The organism is Bacillus songklensis (genome assembly GCF_042649685.1).
Lineage (GTDB): Bacteria > Bacillota > Bacilli > Bacillales > Bacillaceae_H > Bacillus_BA > Bacillus_BA songklensis.
In genome coordinates this window covers 123,486-140,843 of record NZ_JBHRZT010000007.1, presented here as the reverse complement: position 1 = coordinate 140,843, position 17,358 = coordinate 123,486, and the positions used below count along the sequence as shown (strand labels likewise).

Genomic DNA, 17,358 nt, shown 5'->3' with positions numbered 1-17,358 from the left:
AGCCGTTCTTCCATACGGCACAAAATTTCTTGATTTTGTTTTTAACCTACCTTTTTTCTATAGAACGATTTGCTATCAATTAGGATTCTAGAAACGATATGCCTCCGCTCATAAAGAAAAGGGCAGTCAAATTGTGTCCCCGGCTGACCGTATTTTTTCTTTGTCCCAGGAAGAAGAGCAGATTTCGGGTTTTCCGGCGAAAATTTGCGCAACGCATTCTTTGCGGGATAAGGAATGGAATCCCAGTGAGGGCCCTTTAACTCCATAAGCTATTCCTTCTTGAAGGAGATGGCTTTGATATATTGAATCCAGTAGTTATTTCTGTTAAATTTTAATTATATTTAAAATATTTTAAATATTTTGTGGCAAATTCTTTCTTCTACATGAACTAGTTTACGATATTTAGGGGGGGTTTTATGTCAGAGAAAGTAGAAGTATTATCTTCGGTTCATAATGCCGTCCGCATTTTACAGACATTCTCGTTGTCGGAGACTGAATTAGGGATTAGCGAACTGAGTGTGCGCTTAGGATTGGCAAAGAGTACCGTGTTTCGTCTGATGAAGACATTAAATGAATGCGGCTTGGTAGAAAAAAACATGGAAACTCAAAAATATCATTTGGGCATCGCCGCTTTTGAACTAGGATTCACTGTTTATCATTCTATGGAACTGCGCCGTGTAGCGCTTCCAATATTGGACAAGTTAGCCAAATCAATCCGCCGGGTTGTGAGGCTGGGCGTTTATGACAAGGGAGGAATTGTCTATTTATGTAAGAGAATTCACGATGAAGATAACGGAACCATTTCCCAGATTGGTGATCGGGTTCCCAGCTATTGTACGGCAGTAGGTAAAATGCTGTTAGCCAATCAGAATGAAAAAGAGATTGAACGGGTAATTGAAGGCAGTTTAACTGCATATACGAATAAAACCATTACATCCCCTCGTGAATTGAAACAACAAATTCTCGATATCAAGAAAAGGGGATATGCGGTTACAATGGAAGAGTTGAGAAATGGAATCTCTTCTGTGGCGGTACCAGTATATAATGATATGGGAAAAATGATAGCGGCCATTAGTGTGACAGGCTCAAAATTCAATTTCTATCCCAATCAGATCCAGCAATATGTTAGTGAAATGCGGACTTGCAGCCGGCTGATTACGGAACGCTTGGGGATGGATTGTTAAGACTGGTATTCGAATAAATTTATTCAAAAGCCCGTTGTATATGAAGAGTCTGGGGATGAGTGGCGGATTCCAATCATCCTCTTTTGTTATATAAATAAAAATATATCCATTCCACATAAAGGAACCTTCTGTTTGATGATGAATCAACTTCATAAGTATTCCTCGCAAACTGTGCCTTTACAGAACTATCAAGTTTTTAGCACATGTTTGTAAGGAATACTTGAAAGGTGCTATTTTTCGGATCTCAAAACTTTTTTAATCTACGGTCCGGGTTATGAATTGATTCGGTTAAGAAAAAATTTTTGTGTAGACGTTCCACATATAGAAACGTCATTATTCTCATTTATGTGTTTTGTGAGAAGATAAAAATACAATTATGAAAACTTCCAATTTTTAGAGGGGAAAGGAGTAATAGATATGTAGCGCACAATGATTCCATTGTTTTAACTCTTACGCAAATAAATGAAAACGGTTACCTCGCGGAAAGGAGGAGAGAATCTGGGAAATGTGGGTTTAGAACTATAAGAGTAAATCTCTTTTTGGGATTATTAAAAAATCGTAGGGGGACTCTTTCGTGAAGAAATCTTCAAAAAAAGCGCTAGTTTCAATTATGATTGCTTATTTATTCATTTTGTGCACGTTGTTAATCGGTTGTAGCAATACTCAAACAGCTTCAGATACAAAAGCAAAGGATGTCTCTAGTAAAGGGACCATCGTCAAGGTGGGGCTTCCCTCTTCGAATGCCAGTTATCTTCCGCTTTTCGTAGCTGAAAAGCGTGATTTATTCCAAAAGCACCATATCAACGTTTCATTTACCCAAGTGCAAGGCGGGGTAACAGCCCTTCGAGGCCTCCAGACAGGGGATTTTCAGGTCATATCAAGTTTGCCTGAATCTGTTATTACTGGAGTAGCGCAAGGGGCAAATATTAAGATGATCGGAACGCTAGACAATCAATCAATGTATTCGATCTACAGTACTCAGGATATTAAAAGCCCGCAGGATTTGAAAGGAAAAGTTGTGGCAACCAATCGTCCCGGTAACGGAACTGACATTCAGCTGCGCTGGTGGCTGAAGAAGAATGGTTTGGACCCGAACAAGGATGTTCGCATTATTGAAGCGGGAGAAAACTCTACTCGTCTGCAGACAGTAATGAGCGGCCAGGCGCAAATGACGATCTTAAGCCAGCCGACAGATTTAAAAGCGGATGCTGCGGGATTGAAGAAATTAGCCTTGATGAGGGATGAGTTAAAAAATTACAATCACAACATGCTGCTTGCCAATGGCGATTTCTTGAAAAATCAACCGAAAGCGGCAAAAGGTTTTATGGATGCTGTAGCTGAAGCGACTGATTATGCCAAAAATCCGCAAAATCGTGATGAAATGGTCCAACTGCTCATGGATCAATTAAACATGAAAAAGGAAGATGCCCAAAAGTCGCTGGATTTTGTTCTGCCTGCATTAGCGGATAAAGGAGAAGCGAGTGTTGAAGGGATAAAATGGGCGATTGACACAACCAAACAAGCCGGGACATTAAAAGGGAATGTGTCTATCAACCAATTAGTTGATGAAACCATTTCGCAAACTAACTGAGGAGGTCGTATGTTGATTATGTATGATAGAGGTGAGTTCAATGATTGAAACGTTGACAGGAACGAAGACGCCAATTCTAAAATTTAGTTCACTTAATGTGATTTACAATGAGGGACAGCCCAACCAAGTTCATGCCTTAAAGAATGTTTCCGGGGAGATTTATGAAGGGGAGTTTATTTCTATCATCGGGCCGAGCGGCTGTGGAAAGAGTACTTTGCTTCATACGTTGGATGGCTTGCTTAAACCTACATCAGGAACCATTTTTGTAAACGGTTCTCCTGTACATGGGCCAGACCGTGATCGGGCGATGGTGTTTCAGGATTTCGCTTTAATGCCATGGCAAACAGTGTATCAGAATGTCGCTTTTGGCTTGCGGCTGGAAGGGAAGTCAGATCGTGAAATTCGCGATCGGGTCATGCACTATATAAAGCTCGTGGGTTTGGAAGGGTTTGAACAAAAATATCCTCATCAGCTTTCAGGAGGAATGAAACAGCGGGTAGGAATCGCCCGCGGCTTTGCGGTCGAACCGAAGGTATTGCTCATGGACGAGCCATTTTCTGCGATAGACGAACAAACGCGGGAAATTATGCAGGAAGAGGTCCTAAAGATCATGCTTCACGAGAAGAAAACGGTGATTTTTATTACCCACTCTATTGATGAAGCGGTATTTTTATCTACTCGAATCTTCCTTATGTCGGTCCGCCCTGGACAGATTGTTGATGAAGTGAAAATTGATATCCCTTACCCAAGAACACTGGAAACAAAAGCATTACCGGAATATCAAGAATATAAGCAAACCATTTGGGATCATCTCAAAGGGGAAGTAAGAAGACAATACAGGAAAGGGGAAGCATAATGCAAAAAACGGAAGTCTCAGGAAATATCATAGGTGCTCCATCTTCTTTAAAAAAGGTAAAAAGGATCCCTCCGGCCATTTCTTATCCAACGGTGACATTGATCATTATATTAGCTATTTGGGAGTTATGCGGTCGGTTGAAGCTGATTGATCCGTTCATGTTCAGTTGGCCGAGCAGCATCATGATGAAAGCGTGGGAGTTTACGCTCACTGGGGAGGTTTTCAAACATCTTGCCGTGAGCGCGATAGAAGTCGGTTTGGGGTTTGCTATGGCGCTAATAGGTATTCCGATTGGGCTGATGATGGGCTATTGGAAAAAGCTTGAACTGGCTTTCGACCCTTTTGTTACGGCGCTGTATACTACTCCAATGATTGCCTTGACTCCGCTGTTTGTATTATGGTTCGGTTTAGAAACCTTGTCTAAAGTTATGATGGTTTTTGCCTTATCTATTTTTCCAATCTTGATTAACACGATGTCGGGAGTCAAAATGACTGACCCGTCATTGATTAAGGCAGCTCGCTCCTACGGGGCAAGTGAGTTTCAGATGTTTAAAGAAGTTATATTTCCTTCAGCCATTCCGTTAATGATCACGGGGATCCGCTTGGCTATTGGGCGGGCGTTAATCGCTGTCGTAGTTGCTGAAATGCTGGCGGGGAATATCGGAATCGGTTTTGCTATTCGGCATGCTTCCGAGCTATTCCAAACTGCTGAATATTTAGCTTATGTTGTGGTTCTAATGGTTCTATCGGTTTTGCTGACGGAGCTGTTAAAGGTTTTAGAAAAGAAATTGGCACCATGGCGGCATCGTTAGTCATGAAGGGACAGTGGATCACTGTCCCTTTCTTGTGTGTCTAACATGGGCATTAACCTATAAACTTGATGAACGATCATATACTGAACGGTACATGCGGTGGTGTGAAAATCGAGGATGAGTTAACCGCTCCCCAAAATTTTTTATTGAAAAAATTTTTTTGTTCATGTTCCGCATACAGGAACCTTGTATGTTGACGGTAAAACGGCCATTTTATAATGAGATTACAAAACTAATTGAATTATATGGTACAGAAGGGGCGAGGATCATGTTAAAGAAAGAAGATAATGAAAAGCTTTGTAGAACAAATTCAGGGACTCCGATGGGGGAAGTGTTCAGGAGTTACTGGATTCCGGCTTTGTTAACGGAAGAAGTTCCAGAAGCGGATTGTCCACCAGTAAGACTAAAATTGTTAGGTGAAGAATTGGTTGCGTTTCGCGATTCGGAAGGAAAGGTTGCGATTTTGGACGCTTATTGTCCACATCGTCGGGCCCATTTATTCTGGGGGCGCAACGAAGAGTGTGGAATTAGATGCGTTTATCACGGATGGAAATTCGACCAGGCCGGCAACTGTGTGGACATGCCGAATGAACCGGATAACAGCAAATTTAAGCATAGGGTAAAACTAACTTCGTATCCGACATGGGAAAAATCCGGGATCATTTGGACATATATGGGGAAGGGTGAGCAGCCGAGTTATCCGGACTTCGAATGGTTGAGAGCTCCTGACACCCATTTCCAAGTATCTAAAACATATGAAGGCTGCAACTGGTTGCAGGCCCTTGAAGGTGGAATTGATACATCCCATTCATCGTTTGCCCACAACAATAATATCCAAGATAAAAAATCGATGCGCAGCCGTGCGACTAATCCAAAATTAGAAGTAGACAAAACTGATTATGGATTCCGGTATGTCGGCATCCGTGACTTGAAGGATGATGGTAACTACATTCGCGCTTATCAGTTTATCATGCCGGCCCAACAAATGCGAGGGCAGATGATTAAATGGCATGATGGAAGTCGAGAGGATTATCCGACTGTCAGAGGCCATATTTGGGTGCCGATTGATGATGAGAGCGTTTGGGTATGGAACTTTAAATACACGAGTGAGCCGTCTATTCCGTTAGATCCTAAATTTTCCTTGGAACAAGAGATTCTATTTGGGAGAGGGCCAGATGATGTATTACCTGGATACCGCTTAAAGCGGAATCCTTCAAATGATTACCTGATCGATCGTGAGCTTCAACGTACGAAAACCTTTACAGGTATTAAAGGGGTCAATACTCAGGATTATGCACTCCAAGAAACGATGGAAAAGCCGTTTATTGACCGCACAAAAGAGCGATTGGGAACCGCCGATTTGGCTATCATTGCCGCTCGGCAGATGTTACTGGAAGCAATAAGAGATTTAGAGGAAGGGCGCCAGCCTAAAGGAGTCAATCCGGAAACATATCGCAATGTGCGGGCGTGTGACCGGTTCCTTCCAAAAGGAATCGATTGGAGAGAAGGATTAGCGGAAGACATGCAAGCAAAATTTTAAAAATGACGATGGGCCTTTGCTGAACCAGGAAGCAAAGGTCCATCGTCTAATCCAGACGAGATTAAACCCCCTATTAAACTACTATGCTATGTACAATAAAATTACTCACTTATGAAACGAAGATATATAGAAATAATTGAACAGGGAGGGAATTTTAGATGTTACCATCAAAACAGTTTCAGATTCTGGATTATTTGTATGGAAAAACAATTGCGATTCTAGGATACAGCAGTGAAGGACAGGAATATGCCCGGCTGCTGCGAGAACATGAGATTTCTGTAGTTATCGGCCTCAGGCCTGTCGATGAAGCATGGGCAGAGGCGGAACGCGCCGGGTTTGATGTGAAGACGCTGTGGGAAGCGGTAGAATCGGCGAATATTATTCAAGTGTGGTAGGGGAGCATGGGAGAATCACTAGCCTTGTTGGCCGCTTTCACATTCGCTTGCGCTAATGTGATGGTCAAGAAAGGGACAACATCGAAATCCGTTGACAACGGTGTTTTTCTATCGATCGTGATCACTTTCTTGATTTCCGGGATCATTGCCGTTGGGAGGGGCCTGTTCCAAGATGGGATGACTTTTACAGCCAAAGGAATATGGTGGTTTGTCTTAGCCGGTCTATTGACAGCATTTATCGGACGAACGTTGTTATTTACATCCATCCAGCATTTGGGCTCCGTACGAGCTTCCGCCATCAAACGTTTAAATCCCTTTTTTACCGTGCTGATCGGCGTGTTGTTTCTCCATGAGTCATTAAATATTGTTATGATCATCGGCATGGTATTTATCTTTGGCAGCTTCGCTACATTGATATATGAATCCTTTGCAGCCGCTGGAAAGGCTAAAAAGGAGTTGGCGGTGACAACCGAAACCAATCGTCAGACGGGGCGGCTGATTAAGAAAGGAATCCAGAAAAACGCATGGATCAGGTGGATTCAAGTATTCGCCAGTTTAGGGTATTTGTTTGGTCTGATATCCGCATTGGCCTATTCGATCGGATACGTGGTCAGAAAGGAAGGGTTAGCGGAGATTCCGGACCCTTATTTGGGCACTATGATAGGGGCGTTTGCCGGAATCATCATATTTTTAACCTTGTCTTTGTTTCAGGAACGATACCGGCAATCGATCCGATCGGCTTTTTCGGGTTTTCGTCCATGGCTGTTTGGAGCGGGAATGGCTACTTCGTTGGGACAAATTTTTTATTTTTCCGCTTTGACGCACAGCGGCGTTTCTCAAGTAGCCTTAATCGCCTCAATGGACGTAATCTTTACTTTATTTTTATCTTCGTGGGTCTTTAAAACCAACGAGGGAATAACAAAAACCGTCATTTTTGCATCTATCATCGCGATGATGGGGGCAGGTTTGATCACGATAGGTTGAAAATGGCAGGCAAGGGGGAAATAGCGTTTGAAAGATCATTCTATTGATGCTTTAAAGCGACAGCTGGCTGATGCGATCCGTATGATGGAGAGGATAAAACATATAGATTTTAACGGGCATTTTAGTGTCCGGATCCCGAGAACGGAATTCATTTTAATCAACTCCGCCGCAGCGAGCAGAGGCTCCTTAACCGAAGAGGATATCATTACGATCGATTTGCAAGGAAGGATCATCGAAGGAGACGGACGACCACCCAATGAATATCCGCTTCATACTCAAATTTACAAGCAGAGAAAGGATGTTCAAGCCATTGCCCATACCCATCCGCAGTGGTCCACTCTGTTTACGATCGCCAAAATCCCATTGCGTCCTGTCATTATCCAAGGAGCGACGTTAGGAAGAATCCCGGTCTTTCCCAAATCCCGGTCCATCAGCGACTTTGACGTTGCCGATGAACTGGCCGAGAAGCTGGGGGAACATTCAATTGTCCTGTTGAAGGCCCATGGTGCGGTAATCGTCGGTGATAATATTATGGAGACCTTTGTCCGCAGCGTTTTTTTGGAAGAGAATGCATACCGGCAGTACATGGCCAGTCAGCTTGGTTATGCTCATTCCTTGGAAGAAGAAGAAATACGGGGTATGGCACCATTTCTTTGGCAGCCCAACAACATACAGAAAGTTTGGGATTATCATCACTGCATTTTGCATCGGAACCCGAGTAATTGATGAAAAATAAAAGAAGTGGATAACAAAATCCACTTCTTTTATTTTTACGGATTTTCAATTTTCAATGGATTTATATAAATGTTTAATTTTACCAGACTTGAGCTACTTGAGCCAATTCAGCCGCCTCCCACACCGGTAAAACGGTGAAGCCATCTTGTTTTGCCAACTCCCAATTTTCATCACCAATTCGAAGACCAATGACTACATCTATTCCATGACTTCTAAGAAAATGTGCTCGTTGCTGTCCTCCATTATCTTGATATCCAAGAATGGCAACTGTTTTGTTGCTATAACACTTTAAAATTAATTGTTCAAATTCTTTATCATTCATCAATTTTAACCTTCTTTCCTGAAAACTTTGATATACAAACTAATAAATAAATATTCTTAATTTTCTTTTCATTATATACGTGAAATCAACAGCAGACAAATTGATGGTTTTAATTTAGCCTATAAAAATTATTAATAATGTTAGTCGTGTTCATAAAGCCATTAATGTTTTCTATGAGCCAGATAAAAAGAATCAATTTGAAAACGCTTTATTTATGTATGAAAATAAAAATAGAATATAAATGAAACCTAGGAGGGGAATTGATATGTTATCTACTAAAGATAATTACTTATTAACAAAAACTGGACCTGGAACATCGATGGGGAATTTGCTTAGACAATACTGGATCCCAGCACTTTTAGCAGAGGAACTTCCTCATCCGGATTGTCCACCGGTACGAGTTAAGCTTTTAGGAGAGGAATTAATCGCGTTTCGTGATACAAATGGAAAACTTGGAATAGTTGATGAATTCTGCCCACACCGTAAAGTGTCTCTCTTTTTCGGTCGTAATGAAGACTGTGGGCTTAGATGCGCATACCATGGGTGGAAATTCGATACTGATGGAAATTGTGTCGACTTACCTTCTGAACCGCCAGAAAGTAAGTTTAAGGATAAAGTTAAAATTAAGTCATATCCTTGTGAGGAACGCGGTGGAGTTATTTGGACATATATGGGACCGCCTGAATCTAAACCGGAATTACCAGAACAAGAGTGGATGCTAGTTTCTGATAGTCAACGCTATATTTCTAGAAAAATACAAGAATGTAATTTTTTTCAAGCTTTAGAAGGCGGAATTGATTCTAGCCATGTATCTATTCTTCACTCCGGTTCAGTTGGAGGCTTAGGAGTTTCTAAAAAAAGTAACAGCACAACATTCTTAGCGAAAGATACTGCGCCCCGCTTTGAAGTTGCGGATACTGATTATGGATTATTAATCGGTGCAAGAAGAGAGGCTGATGAGGAAAACTTTTATTGGAGGATTACACAGTTTCTTATGCCTTTTTATACAATGATACCTCCGTTTGCCGGGGCTCCACGAGGAGGGCATGCCTGGGTACCTATCGATGATGAAAACTGTTGGGTATGGAGTTGGAGCTGGACACCAGATCGTGATCTGACAGAAGAAGAAATTCAACAGATGAAATCTGGGGCTGGAATTCATCCATCATTGATACCAGGTACATTCCGCACAAAAGCAAATAAAGAAAATGATTTTCTTATTGATCGGGAAATGCAAAAAAGAGGCGAATCTTTTGCGGGTATATTTGGTGTAGGAATGGAGGATCATGCAGTTCAAGTAAGTGCGGGGCCTATTGTTGACCGATCACAAGAAAAGTTAGGAACTAGTGATACAGCTATTATAAAGGCTCGACAATGTTTGTTAAAAGCAGTAAAGGCACTGGAAAATGGAGGAAAGTTACCGGCTCTGGATCCTAGTAGTCATAGAATTCGTTCTGCTTCTGTCTTACTTCCAAAGGGCGTACCATTTCAAGAAGGAGCAAAGGAAGCTTTAGAACTAAGAGAAAAGGACTTTGAGGCTGTTTAATAGATGAAGTAAACAACTATTATTTTTTATTGAGGTGGGTTTTTATGGTGGAAAAAGCATTAGCTGCGGTAGCAACCGATACAAAACATACAGAAATCAAAGAAGTCCTTTTACCGAATGTCGGGCCAGATACAGGTATTTTAAAGGTAGAAATTGTCGGCGTCTGTGGAACGGATGTTTCTTATTATAATAATTTAAGAGAACCGATGATTTTAGGTCACCATGTAGTTGGCCATATACACAAAATTGGTGAATTAGCCTCCAAGCGCTGGGGGGTTAAAGAAGGCGATCGCATTGTCATGGAAGAGTATATCCCTTGCGGCCAATGTGAGCTATGTCGGACAGGTTTATATCGCTTATGTTCTAACACGAATCCAAAAGTTGATGGGATAAGGTATGGTGCCACTCCAATTGCTATGGAACCATCACTTTATGGAGGTTTTAGCCAATATATGTATTTACATCCTAACGCTGTCATCCACAAACTTCCTTCTCATGTTCCGGCAATTGAGGCGGCATTAACATTGCCTTTATCTAATGGATTTGAATGGATGAGAATCATAGGAGGAGTCGGTCCTGGGGATGTCGTCGTTATCCAAGGTCCAGGTCAGCAAGGGCTGGCGTGTGCTTTAGCGGCAAAAGCAGCTGGAGCCGAAACGGTCATTATTACTGGAAGAAATAGTAGTTCTGAACGCTTGAAGCTGGCTCTGGAATTAGGTGCTGATTATGCGGTTAATGTGAGTTCAGAGGATTTGATTGAAAAGGTTTATGAAATAACCAATGGAAAAATGGCCGATTTGGTTATTGATGTAACTAGTGGAGGAACTGAACCTGTCATCTCATCATTAGAAGTCGCAAAAACAGGAGGTACAGTGTTATTAGGAGCTTTGAAAAACCAACGTTTCAATGAATTTGATCTAGATATCATTTACAACAAAACTTTAACTATTAAAGGAGTTCGCGGACATAGTTATAAATCGGTACAAATGGCGGTAGAGTTCATCTCCTCCGGAAAATTTCCTCTCGGGATTATGAACTCGCACAATTATAGATTAAGCGAGACCGATCTAGCTTTAAGAACAGCCGCAGGAGAGATTGACTCTTCCCGGTTATTAGTTACCGTCTCTCCATGGATGTAAATAATAAACAATCTAAAAAAGCTCCTTTAGACACAAAGGGGCTTTTTTAGTAATTACGTTGCTCAAATAAGAAAGGGGAATCCGAGTCATATAAAAGTCCATGTTCATTTAGATTTTGTTATCTGATTTTTTTCGCTGCCAGAACCTATTTGAGGATGAACTGCCCAAGTTCAAGGAAAAAGGCGGTTTACGGTACATTCATGCCTCTGACCTTGTTGATTACTCCAATGTAAAGAAATAACAGAATGGAAAATTTAGCAGAAAGGTTACGAGGGAAATCGGTGATCTCCCTTTTTAGGATGACTGGATGAAAATACAACGCTTCTCGATTTATGGAAAATCTATTATTTTTACACTTGCTGTGGTTCTGTTTCTTGTCTTTCAGCTGGCCCCATTTAAAGGATTAGGCTTTATGTTGTCAATCGTTTCTATAATGGCTATTGCATTCTCACTTCGATCATGCCATTTTTTTACCCGGCTGATGTCTGTTGTATTTTTGGCTTTGGGAACGTTGATGGCTGGGAGTAAAGGAATTGATTTTTTATCCTACGTGAAGCTTTATGGTGACATGCTCTATTTGCTCTCCCTCTTTGCGATCGTTCCTTTATTGTCCATACCGATACAGGTCGGAGGGTACAGGAAGGTTTTCGAACAATTGTTTCAAAGGAGAGTAAAATCAATCTCTCAATTGTATCGCGTTGTAACCGGTTTATCTTATTTCCTCGGAAGTTTTTTGAATATGGCCGCTATTCCGATCGTCCATTCCAGCATAAAATCCGCTGTGGAGGCCTGGCCAATCGGAAAGCCCAAGCGTTTTCTGGCTAGCGGCATTATCCATGGATACTCTTTACCTATTATGTGGACTCCTTTATCGGGAATTGTAGGGGTCGTTCTCTATGCCACGGAGGTTCGGTGGCTCCACATTTTCCCGATGCTATTTTTCATCAGTTTAGTAACGCTGGTCTTTAATTGGATTATTTTCAGCATGATGGAAGACTATGGACAGTCCGGCGTTGGACAACGGGAAACAGCTGCCGCTGAAGAACATGTGTCACTCGATGATCATCCATTCCGCTGCCGTAAGATGCTTCAAATCCTGTTCGCGATTGTATTGCTCTTATTTCTGATTGTCAGTATCGATGCTATTTTTTCATTGGGGTTGGTGGTGAGCGTCACGCTTTTAACTGTTCCCTTCGCTTGGATATGGTGTCTTTCGCTAAGGAAGAATCAGGCCTTTTGGCTGGAGGTGAAACATCACTTTACAAGAAAAGTGGGAGAGATGAGTGAATCGTTTGCCATTTTTCTAAGTGCCGGATTTTTTGTTCAGGCTCTTCACTATTCAGGAAATGATTATTTGGTCAATGAACTATTTGTTCAATTCAAGGAATTGGTTGGGGTACATTTATTTTTAATTCTTATTCCGTATATTACGCTGCTGTTAGCCTATATAGGGATGCATCCGATTGTCGTCGTCAATTTACTGGCCCAATCCTTAAAACCGGCCATTCTGGGAATTACACCAGAACAGATGGCGATCGCTTTTCTGGGTGGGGCAGTCATGACGTTTTATATGGGACCATTTAGTGGAACTCTTGGGCTTATGTCATCCATAATTGATGTAGCTCCATTCCGTATTGCCAGATGGAGCCTGGTGTACGCCATTGGATTTTCGCTTATTTTAGCAACTGCTATTTTGTTGGTTTAGATTTGAAACCTTCAAGTATCTAAGTAAGACTGTTCTTTAATTCCTCCGGTATGAATGAAATTCAATTTCACACATCCTAATTCGTAAATCAATATATATAATGTAAGGAGAAATTTTATATGATACTGAATCGGGCTCTGGAATTGACTAATAATATACAACAATTAAGAGCAAAAATGTACGATATAGCTGAATATAAAGGGATATCCGATCCAGAAGTCTTACAAGTTAGCTGTTTATTAGACGAGGAAATTCTCTCTCTACAAAAAATTTTTAATAAAGGGTGTCCCGAAGCAGAAATAATACTTGAAAGGTAATATCAATAAACATAAGAAATCGCTCCTTTTGTAGGTGTTTGATGGTACTTACCTGCTAACAAAAGAGCGATTTCTTTTACATATTTCACAAAAGAAAGGGGCTGTCCTACTTATGGGCCCCCCTTTTATTTTTAAACGAGCGATTGACACAGATAATAGGAATAGTAAGAACAAGTATACAAGGATAAAACGATTGGCTTCTGGGATTAAGAGAATAGACGCGGCAGCCACAAGACGATGTCAGGAAGGTAAGTCAAGATAAATAGAACAACTACAGATACCCATAGAAAAGGCCATACTTGTTTAATTAAAGATTCCAGCTTTACCTCTCCTACGGTAGACGCAACGAATAAACCAGCACCCACAGGTGGAGTTAGACTCCCTATAACAGTATTAATGCAAATGATCACACCTAAGTGAACTAGATCAATTCCAAACAATTTAGCAATTGGGACTAGAATGGGAACTAGAATAACAATGGAAGCAATTCCATCCATGATCATTCCAACAAGAAATAAAAAAATATTAAGTATCAATAAGAAAACTAGAGGGTTTTCTGATATGGAACCCATCCATTGGGCAAGAATTTGTGGAACCCGCTCAAAAGTGAGAACGAGACCAAATAAATTGGCCATAGCGAGTAATAATGTTACAGTAGCTGTAGATCTTGCTGTATTTATAAATACCGTTGGAATATCACCCAACTTTAATTCACGATAGAAAACGATCCCTACTATAAATGCGAGAGCACAGGCAATTGCTGCTGATTCTGTAGCAGTAAACACTCCTAAAGTGACTCCTAAAATGATCACACCGGGAATAATCAAAGCAGGTATGACTTGAAGAAATGATATACATATTTCTTTAAATGGTTGCTTTTCGGATTTAGGAAAATCATTCTTATATCCTAAATAGGCGATTAGCAACGCAAATGCTAGAGTTAACAGGATTCCCGGAAGAATACCGGCCATAAACATCTTGCTGACCGAAGTACCAGCCCCTACGCTATAAAGAATGAACAGCATGCTCGGAGGAATGATTGGACCAAGCATGGCGGCTGATGCTGTAGTAGCAGCACTGAATTCTTTCGTATATCCCACCTTTTGCATGGCTGGTACCATAACCCGGCTCATCATCGCAGTTTGTGCCAATGATGAACCTAATATTGAAGCCAAAAACATATTAGCTACAATATTTACATAAGCCAAACCGCCCTTGAAATGTCCAAACAAATTTTGAGCAAACTTGATTAATCGATTGGTAATGCCACCAAGGTTCATCAGTTCTCCTGCGAGCATAAATAATGGTATAGCAAGCAATCCATGGGTTTCTATCCCGGAATATAATCTTTGTGGCAGAGCATCCAGCAATCCCATACTTCCAGTAGCAAAAACATAGACAACACTTGCAATTCCTAAAACGATTGATATTGGCACTCCAATCATCAACAATAAAGCAAAGGCACCCATTGTAACGGCCATTTATATCACCTCATCAGCTAGAGAATCAGTACGATCCGTCTCAGTTAAAGTCTCGGCTTGATCTGTTCCCATTAAAGTTTCAGCAACCAAATTCAGGGAATGAATACATAAGAAAAGCATCCCTATAGGTACACTTAAATAAGGATAAATCATGGGTATTTCCATAATAGGAGATTTCTGAAAACCTATAGTAGGTTGTAAAACCCATTCTATACTAACTAGAAGGAGAAGGATCCCAAAACCCAAGACCAAGGTAGTAGAAATACAAAGTAACATATTTCGGACTCTTCCTGGTAGACGATCCATGAAAATGGTCACCGCAGCGAGATGTCCATGTTTGATACTCATACTCCCTCCGATAAACGTTAACCAAACAAGGCTAAAGATTGCCGTTTCATCAGCCCAATGCAGCGGCATTTTGAGGAAGTAACGAAATAATACTCCGGCTGTCAGCGAAGTAAACATCAGGCCGACTAAAATAATGACTGATATCTTTTCAATTTTAAACACAATGTCACTTAAATGTTTTATAAGTTTCAAGGATATTGCCTCCCTAGTACTTATTTTTAATGGAACTGATTAGATCGTAGCAAGTATTTTAAATACCTTTATTTCTCTTGCACTTCTTTGATAAATTGTTTGATCAAAGGATCCTGTTTGGAATATTTTTCATATATGCCATTAACAGCTTTTCTAAATTCGTCTTTATTTGCTATTTCGTGAACATTCAGCCCTGCGTCTTTTAGTTTAGATAAGTCTTCATGATCAACTTTAACCGCCTCCTGAATTCCCCAATCAGCCGCCGCTTTCATTGCTTCATTAACAATTTTTCGATCTTCTGATGATAGACTATTCATCGTCTTCTCACTAGCTACAACTATGGCAGGAAAAGCAAATGCAGAAATCAACGAGTAATCCTCGGCAACCTCTTGAAACCTTTGTGTAATAATCCCATCCACACTTGCATGTATTCCTCCAACAACTCCAGTTTGGAGAGCAGTATAAATTTCGTTAATTGGAATAGACGTTGCAGTTGCGCCAAACTGTTCGAAAGTTTCATTTATAATGGAAGCTCCGGTAGTACGCATTTTCTGTCCTTGAAGATCATCAGGAGAATCAATCGCTCCTTTTGCCATTAAAAAGTGGTGGTTTCCTGTAAATAGATAATCCATCCCAATGATTCGTTGTTCTCCTAACTTATCTAGCATTTTTTTGGCTGTTTCAGAGTCTCTCATTTGGATTGCCTCATCTGTGCTATCAAATAAGAATGGAAGGAACCAAGCGTTAAAATAAGGCGCTCTTGTAGACAGGTAGGCATTGGTAATAAATCCGAAGTCTACCACTCCGGTCTCTAATTGTTGAATCATGTCTTTTTCTTGACCGAGCTGACTGGAGGGATATATTTCTACTTTCATTCGTCCATTAGAACGCGCTTGGAGTTCTTCATTAAATTTCTCAGCTGTTTTTGCCCATACATGAGTAGGCTGGACAATTGTTGTCAATTTAAAGGTATGTTCTCCTGACTCTGCATTTTGTGCTTGCCCTGTATTTTGACTACAGGCAGATAAACTGATAACGCTTACAAATAACGCTAAATATAAATAAAGATTTTTTATCATACTTATCCCCCTATTTTAAAAGTTTATTTCAATACTTTTTCACACAATTCGAACCTCCTTAAACTATAACATGTATTTTTTAAAAATTTTAAACTGTTTATTTTTAACATTATTCCGAATTGAAGGAAAATTCAAATTGATAGTTTGTATGTCATGTATTAATATTATTAATAGGCTCATGTTATTATCAATTAAGGAGAGAAAAAACAACGATGGAATTAAAAAACATTGAAGCGTTCCTAATGGTGGTAGAAAAAGGCAGCTTTTCAGCTGCAGCAGATGCTCTATATATTAGCCAGCCTACTATCAGTGTTCGTATTCAACAACTTGAAAAGGAGCTCAATAGTACGTTATTTGAAAGGGAAAATGGAAAGAAAACAACATTGACACATTCCGGTAAAAAGGTTTATCACTATTTTCACGAGGCCTTTCAACTCATCGAGAAAGCACAAGATATACTTAAAGAAAAACCTGTACACTCCCAAAAAATAAAAATATCTTGTACGAATCACATGGGTGTAGAAATCATGCCGGAAATATTAAAAATTTTATATGACTGTTTTCCTGGATTTGAATTTCCGATAGAAATTAGATCGACAGAGCAAATCACTGAAGATATCCGCACCGGAAAAATTGATATTGGATTTGCTTACGTTCATCCGAAAGAGAACCATCCAGATCTTTCGGTAATCAAGATTGCCGATGAACAAAATATTCTTGTTTGTGCACCTGACCATCCTCTTACAAAATTAGATAAAATTGTCCCGTCGGATTTGGAGAACGAACGTATTATTGTGTACAATCGCGAGTTTGTTACCACTAAGATCATAGGACAATTTCTAGAGAAAAATCATTTAAAAGAATATAAAGAAGTAGAAATTAATAATGTAGGATGGTTAAAAATGATGGTTCGTAAAAGATTGGGCGTTGCTTTTTTACAGGAGATTATCGTACAAGAAGAACTTAAGAATGGAAAACTTAAGAAAGTCACTCTTAATAAATCTCTTCCGCCAACCCCCATTTACTTATTTTTACATTCGGAATTACCTCAAAATATAAAAGAAACGATTATACAAACTTCAAAAAGAATTTTTTCGCAACTTTGATATTCTTTAACGAAATCTGGTTTCCA

Annotated in this window: 18 protein-coding genes; 13 read left to right on the top strand and 5 right to left on the bottom strand. The window is 40.3% G+C overall.

The genetic code is table 11. From position 1 onward, the window contains the following. Nucleotides 1-41: 41 nt before the first annotated feature. The gene (locus ACFOU2_RS01245) at nt 42-266 is read right to left on the bottom strand and encodes a hypothetical protein (protein ID WP_377911497.1); all 225 of its coding nucleotides are present in this window, start codon (nt 264-266) and stop codon (nt 42-44) included. 150 nt (nt 267-416) lie between these two features. Between ACFOU2_RS01245 and ACFOU2_RS01240 the strand changes: the two genes are divergently transcribed. From ACFOU2_RS01240 to ACFOU2_RS01205, 8 genes are all read left to right on the top strand, one after another. Beyond that, the gene (locus tag ACFOU2_RS01240) at nt 417-1,184 is read left to right on the top strand and encodes an IclR family transcriptional regulator (RefSeq protein ID WP_377911495.1); all 768 of its coding nucleotides are present in this window, start codon (nt 417-419) and stop codon (nt 1,182-1,184) included. Nucleotides 1,185-1,758: 574 nt separating this feature from the next. Further along, nucleotides 1,759-2,775, top strand: a complete 1,017-nt coding sequence (locus ACFOU2_RS01235) for an ABC transporter substrate-binding protein (RefSeq protein WP_377911493.1) — start codon at nt 1,759-1,761, stop codon at nt 2,773-2,775. Between the two features lie 40 nt (nt 2,776-2,815). Further along, nucleotides 2,816-3,631, top strand: coding sequence for an ABC transporter ATP-binding protein (locus ACFOU2_RS01230; protein WP_377911491.1), 816 nt, complete (start codon nt 2,816-2,818; stop codon nt 3,629-3,631). Then, nucleotides 3,631-4,443, top strand: coding sequence for an ABC transporter permease (locus ACFOU2_RS01225; RefSeq protein WP_377911489.1), 813 nt, complete (start codon nt 3,631-3,633; stop codon nt 4,441-4,443). Before ACFOU2_RS01230 ends, ACFOU2_RS01225 begins: the two co-directional genes overlap by 1 nt. Nucleotides 4,444-4,711: 268 nt before the next feature. Beyond that, nucleotides 4,712-5,983: a Rieske 2Fe-2S domain-containing protein gene (locus ACFOU2_RS01220; protein WP_377911487.1), complete on the top strand. Its 1,272-nt coding sequence runs from the start codon at nt 4,712-4,714 to the stop codon at nt 5,981-5,983. A 158-nt stretch (nt 5,984-6,141) separates the two neighbouring features. Beyond that, nucleotides 6,142-6,378, top strand: a complete 237-nt coding sequence (locus ACFOU2_RS01215) for a hypothetical protein (RefSeq protein ID WP_377911485.1) — start codon at nt 6,142-6,144, stop codon at nt 6,376-6,378. A 6-nt stretch (nt 6,379-6,384) separates the two neighbouring features. Next, nucleotides 6,385-7,362, top strand: coding sequence for a DMT family transporter (locus ACFOU2_RS01210; RefSeq protein WP_377911483.1), 978 nt, complete (start codon nt 6,385-6,387; stop codon nt 7,360-7,362). A gap of 27 nt (nt 7,363-7,389) precedes the next feature. Next, a complete protein-coding gene (locus tag ACFOU2_RS01205; protein ID WP_377911481.1) occupies nt 7,390-8,088 on the top strand; it encodes a class II aldolase/adducin family protein in 699 nt (232 codons plus the stop codon). An 88-nt stretch (nt 8,089-8,176) separates the two neighbouring features. Here the strand turns inward: ACFOU2_RS01205 and ACFOU2_RS01200 are convergent, their stop codons facing one another. Next, nucleotides 8,177-8,419, bottom strand: a complete 243-nt coding sequence (locus ACFOU2_RS01200) for a hypothetical protein (protein ID WP_377911479.1) — start codon at nt 8,417-8,419, stop codon at nt 8,177-8,179. Between the two features lie 265 nt (nt 8,420-8,684). Between ACFOU2_RS01200 and ACFOU2_RS01195 the strand changes: the two genes are divergently transcribed. From ACFOU2_RS01195 to ACFOU2_RS01180, 4 genes are all read left to right on the top strand, one after another. Further along, entirely contained in the window at nt 8,685-9,965 is a 1,281-nt protein-coding gene (locus ACFOU2_RS01195) for a Rieske 2Fe-2S domain-containing protein (RefSeq protein ID WP_377911477.1), read from the top strand. A gap of 44 nt (nt 9,966-10,009) precedes the next feature. Beyond that, complete coding sequence (locus ACFOU2_RS01190; protein ID WP_377911475.1) at nt 10,010-11,104, top strand: zinc-dependent alcohol dehydrogenase; 1,095 nt, start codon at nt 10,010-10,012, stop codon at nt 11,102-11,104. A gap of 307 nt (nt 11,105-11,411) precedes the next feature. Then, nucleotides 11,412-12,809, top strand: a complete 1,398-nt coding sequence (locus tag ACFOU2_RS01185; protein ID WP_377911473.1) for a hypothetical protein — start codon at nt 11,412-11,414, stop codon at nt 12,807-12,809. Nucleotides 12,810-12,928: 119 nt separating this feature from the next. Continuing rightward, nucleotides 12,929-13,126 (top strand): Spo0E family sporulation regulatory protein-aspartic acid phosphatase, encoded by a 198-nt coding sequence (locus tag ACFOU2_RS01180; protein ID WP_377911471.1) that lies wholly within the window; start codon nt 12,929-12,931, stop codon nt 13,124-13,126. A 206-nt stretch (nt 13,127-13,332) separates the two neighbouring features. Here ACFOU2_RS01180 and ACFOU2_RS01175 read toward each other — a convergent pair whose 3' ends face one another. The 3 genes from ACFOU2_RS01175 to ACFOU2_RS01165 form a co-directional block, all read right to left on the bottom strand. Next, nucleotides 13,333-14,607 (bottom strand): TRAP transporter large permease, encoded by a 1,275-nt coding sequence (locus ACFOU2_RS01175; RefSeq protein ID WP_377911469.1) that lies wholly within the window; start codon nt 14,605-14,607, stop codon nt 13,333-13,335. Then, nucleotides 14,608-15,147, bottom strand: coding sequence for a TRAP transporter small permease (locus ACFOU2_RS01170; RefSeq protein WP_377911467.1), 540 nt, complete (start codon nt 15,145-15,147; stop codon nt 14,608-14,610). 68 nt (nt 15,148-15,215) lie between these two features. Continuing rightward, nucleotides 15,216-16,226 (bottom strand): TRAP transporter substrate-binding protein, encoded by a 1,011-nt coding sequence (locus tag ACFOU2_RS01165; protein ID WP_377911465.1) that lies wholly within the window; start codon nt 16,224-16,226, stop codon nt 15,216-15,218. A 212-nt stretch (nt 16,227-16,438) separates the two neighbouring features. Between ACFOU2_RS01165 and ACFOU2_RS01160 the strand changes: the two genes are divergently transcribed. Continuing rightward, nucleotides 16,439-17,332: a LysR family transcriptional regulator gene (locus ACFOU2_RS01160; RefSeq protein ID WP_377911463.1), complete on the top strand. Its 894-nt coding sequence runs from the start codon at nt 16,439-16,441 to the stop codon at nt 17,330-17,332. The last annotated feature ends 26 nt before the right edge of the window (nt 17,333-17,358 follow it).

Bases quoted from the DNA above. Each gene is read 5' to 3' on its own strand.
- ACFOU2_RS01245 (WP_377911497.1), bottom strand. From the start codon at position 266: ATGGAGTTAAAGGGCCCTCACTGGGATTCCATTCCTTATCCCGCAAAG.
- ACFOU2_RS01240 (WP_377911495.1), top strand. From the start codon at position 417: ATGTCAGAGAAAGTAGAAGTATTATCTTCGGTTCATAATGCCGTCCGC.
- ACFOU2_RS01230 (WP_377911491.1), top strand. From the start codon at position 2,816: ATGATTGAAACGTTGACAGGAACGAAGACGCCAATTCTAAAATTTAGT.
- ACFOU2_RS01225 (WP_377911489.1), top strand. From the start codon at position 3,631: ATGCAAAAAACGGAAGTCTCAGGAAATATCATAGGTGCTCCATCTTCT.
- ACFOU2_RS01220 (WP_377911487.1), top strand. From the start codon at position 4,712: ATGTTAAAGAAAGAAGATAATGAAAAGCTTTGTAGAACAAATTCAGGG.
- ACFOU2_RS01215 (WP_377911485.1), top strand. From the start codon at position 6,142: ATGTTACCATCAAAACAGTTTCAGATTCTGGATTATTTGTATGGAAAA.
- ACFOU2_RS01210 (WP_377911483.1), top strand. From the start codon at position 6,385: ATGGGAGAATCACTAGCCTTGTTGGCCGCTTTCACATTCGCTTGCGCT.
- ACFOU2_RS01200 (WP_377911479.1), bottom strand. From the start codon at position 8,419: ATGAATGATAAAGAATTTGAACAATTAATTTTAAAGTGTTATAGCAAC.
- ACFOU2_RS01195 (WP_377911477.1), top strand. From the start codon at position 8,685: ATGTTATCTACTAAAGATAATTACTTATTAACAAAAACTGGACCTGGA.
- ACFOU2_RS01190 (WP_377911475.1), top strand. From the start codon at position 10,010: ATGGTGGAAAAAGCATTAGCTGCGGTAGCAACCGATACAAAACATACA.
- ACFOU2_RS01185 (WP_377911473.1), top strand. From the start codon at position 11,412: ATGAAAATACAACGCTTCTCGATTTATGGAAAATCTATTATTTTTACA.
- ACFOU2_RS01180 (WP_377911471.1), top strand. From the start codon at position 12,929: ATGATACTGAATCGGGCTCTGGAATTGACTAATAATATACAACAATTA.
- ACFOU2_RS01175 (WP_377911469.1), bottom strand. From the start codon at position 14,607: ATGGCCGTTACAATGGGTGCCTTTGCTTTATTGTTGATGATTGGAGTG.
- ACFOU2_RS01165 (WP_377911465.1), bottom strand. From the start codon at position 16,226: ATGATAAAAAATCTTTATTTATATTTAGCGTTATTTGTAAGCGTTATC.
- ACFOU2_RS01160 (WP_377911463.1), top strand. From the start codon at position 16,439: ATGGAATTAAAAAACATTGAAGCGTTCCTAATGGTGGTAGAAAAAGGC.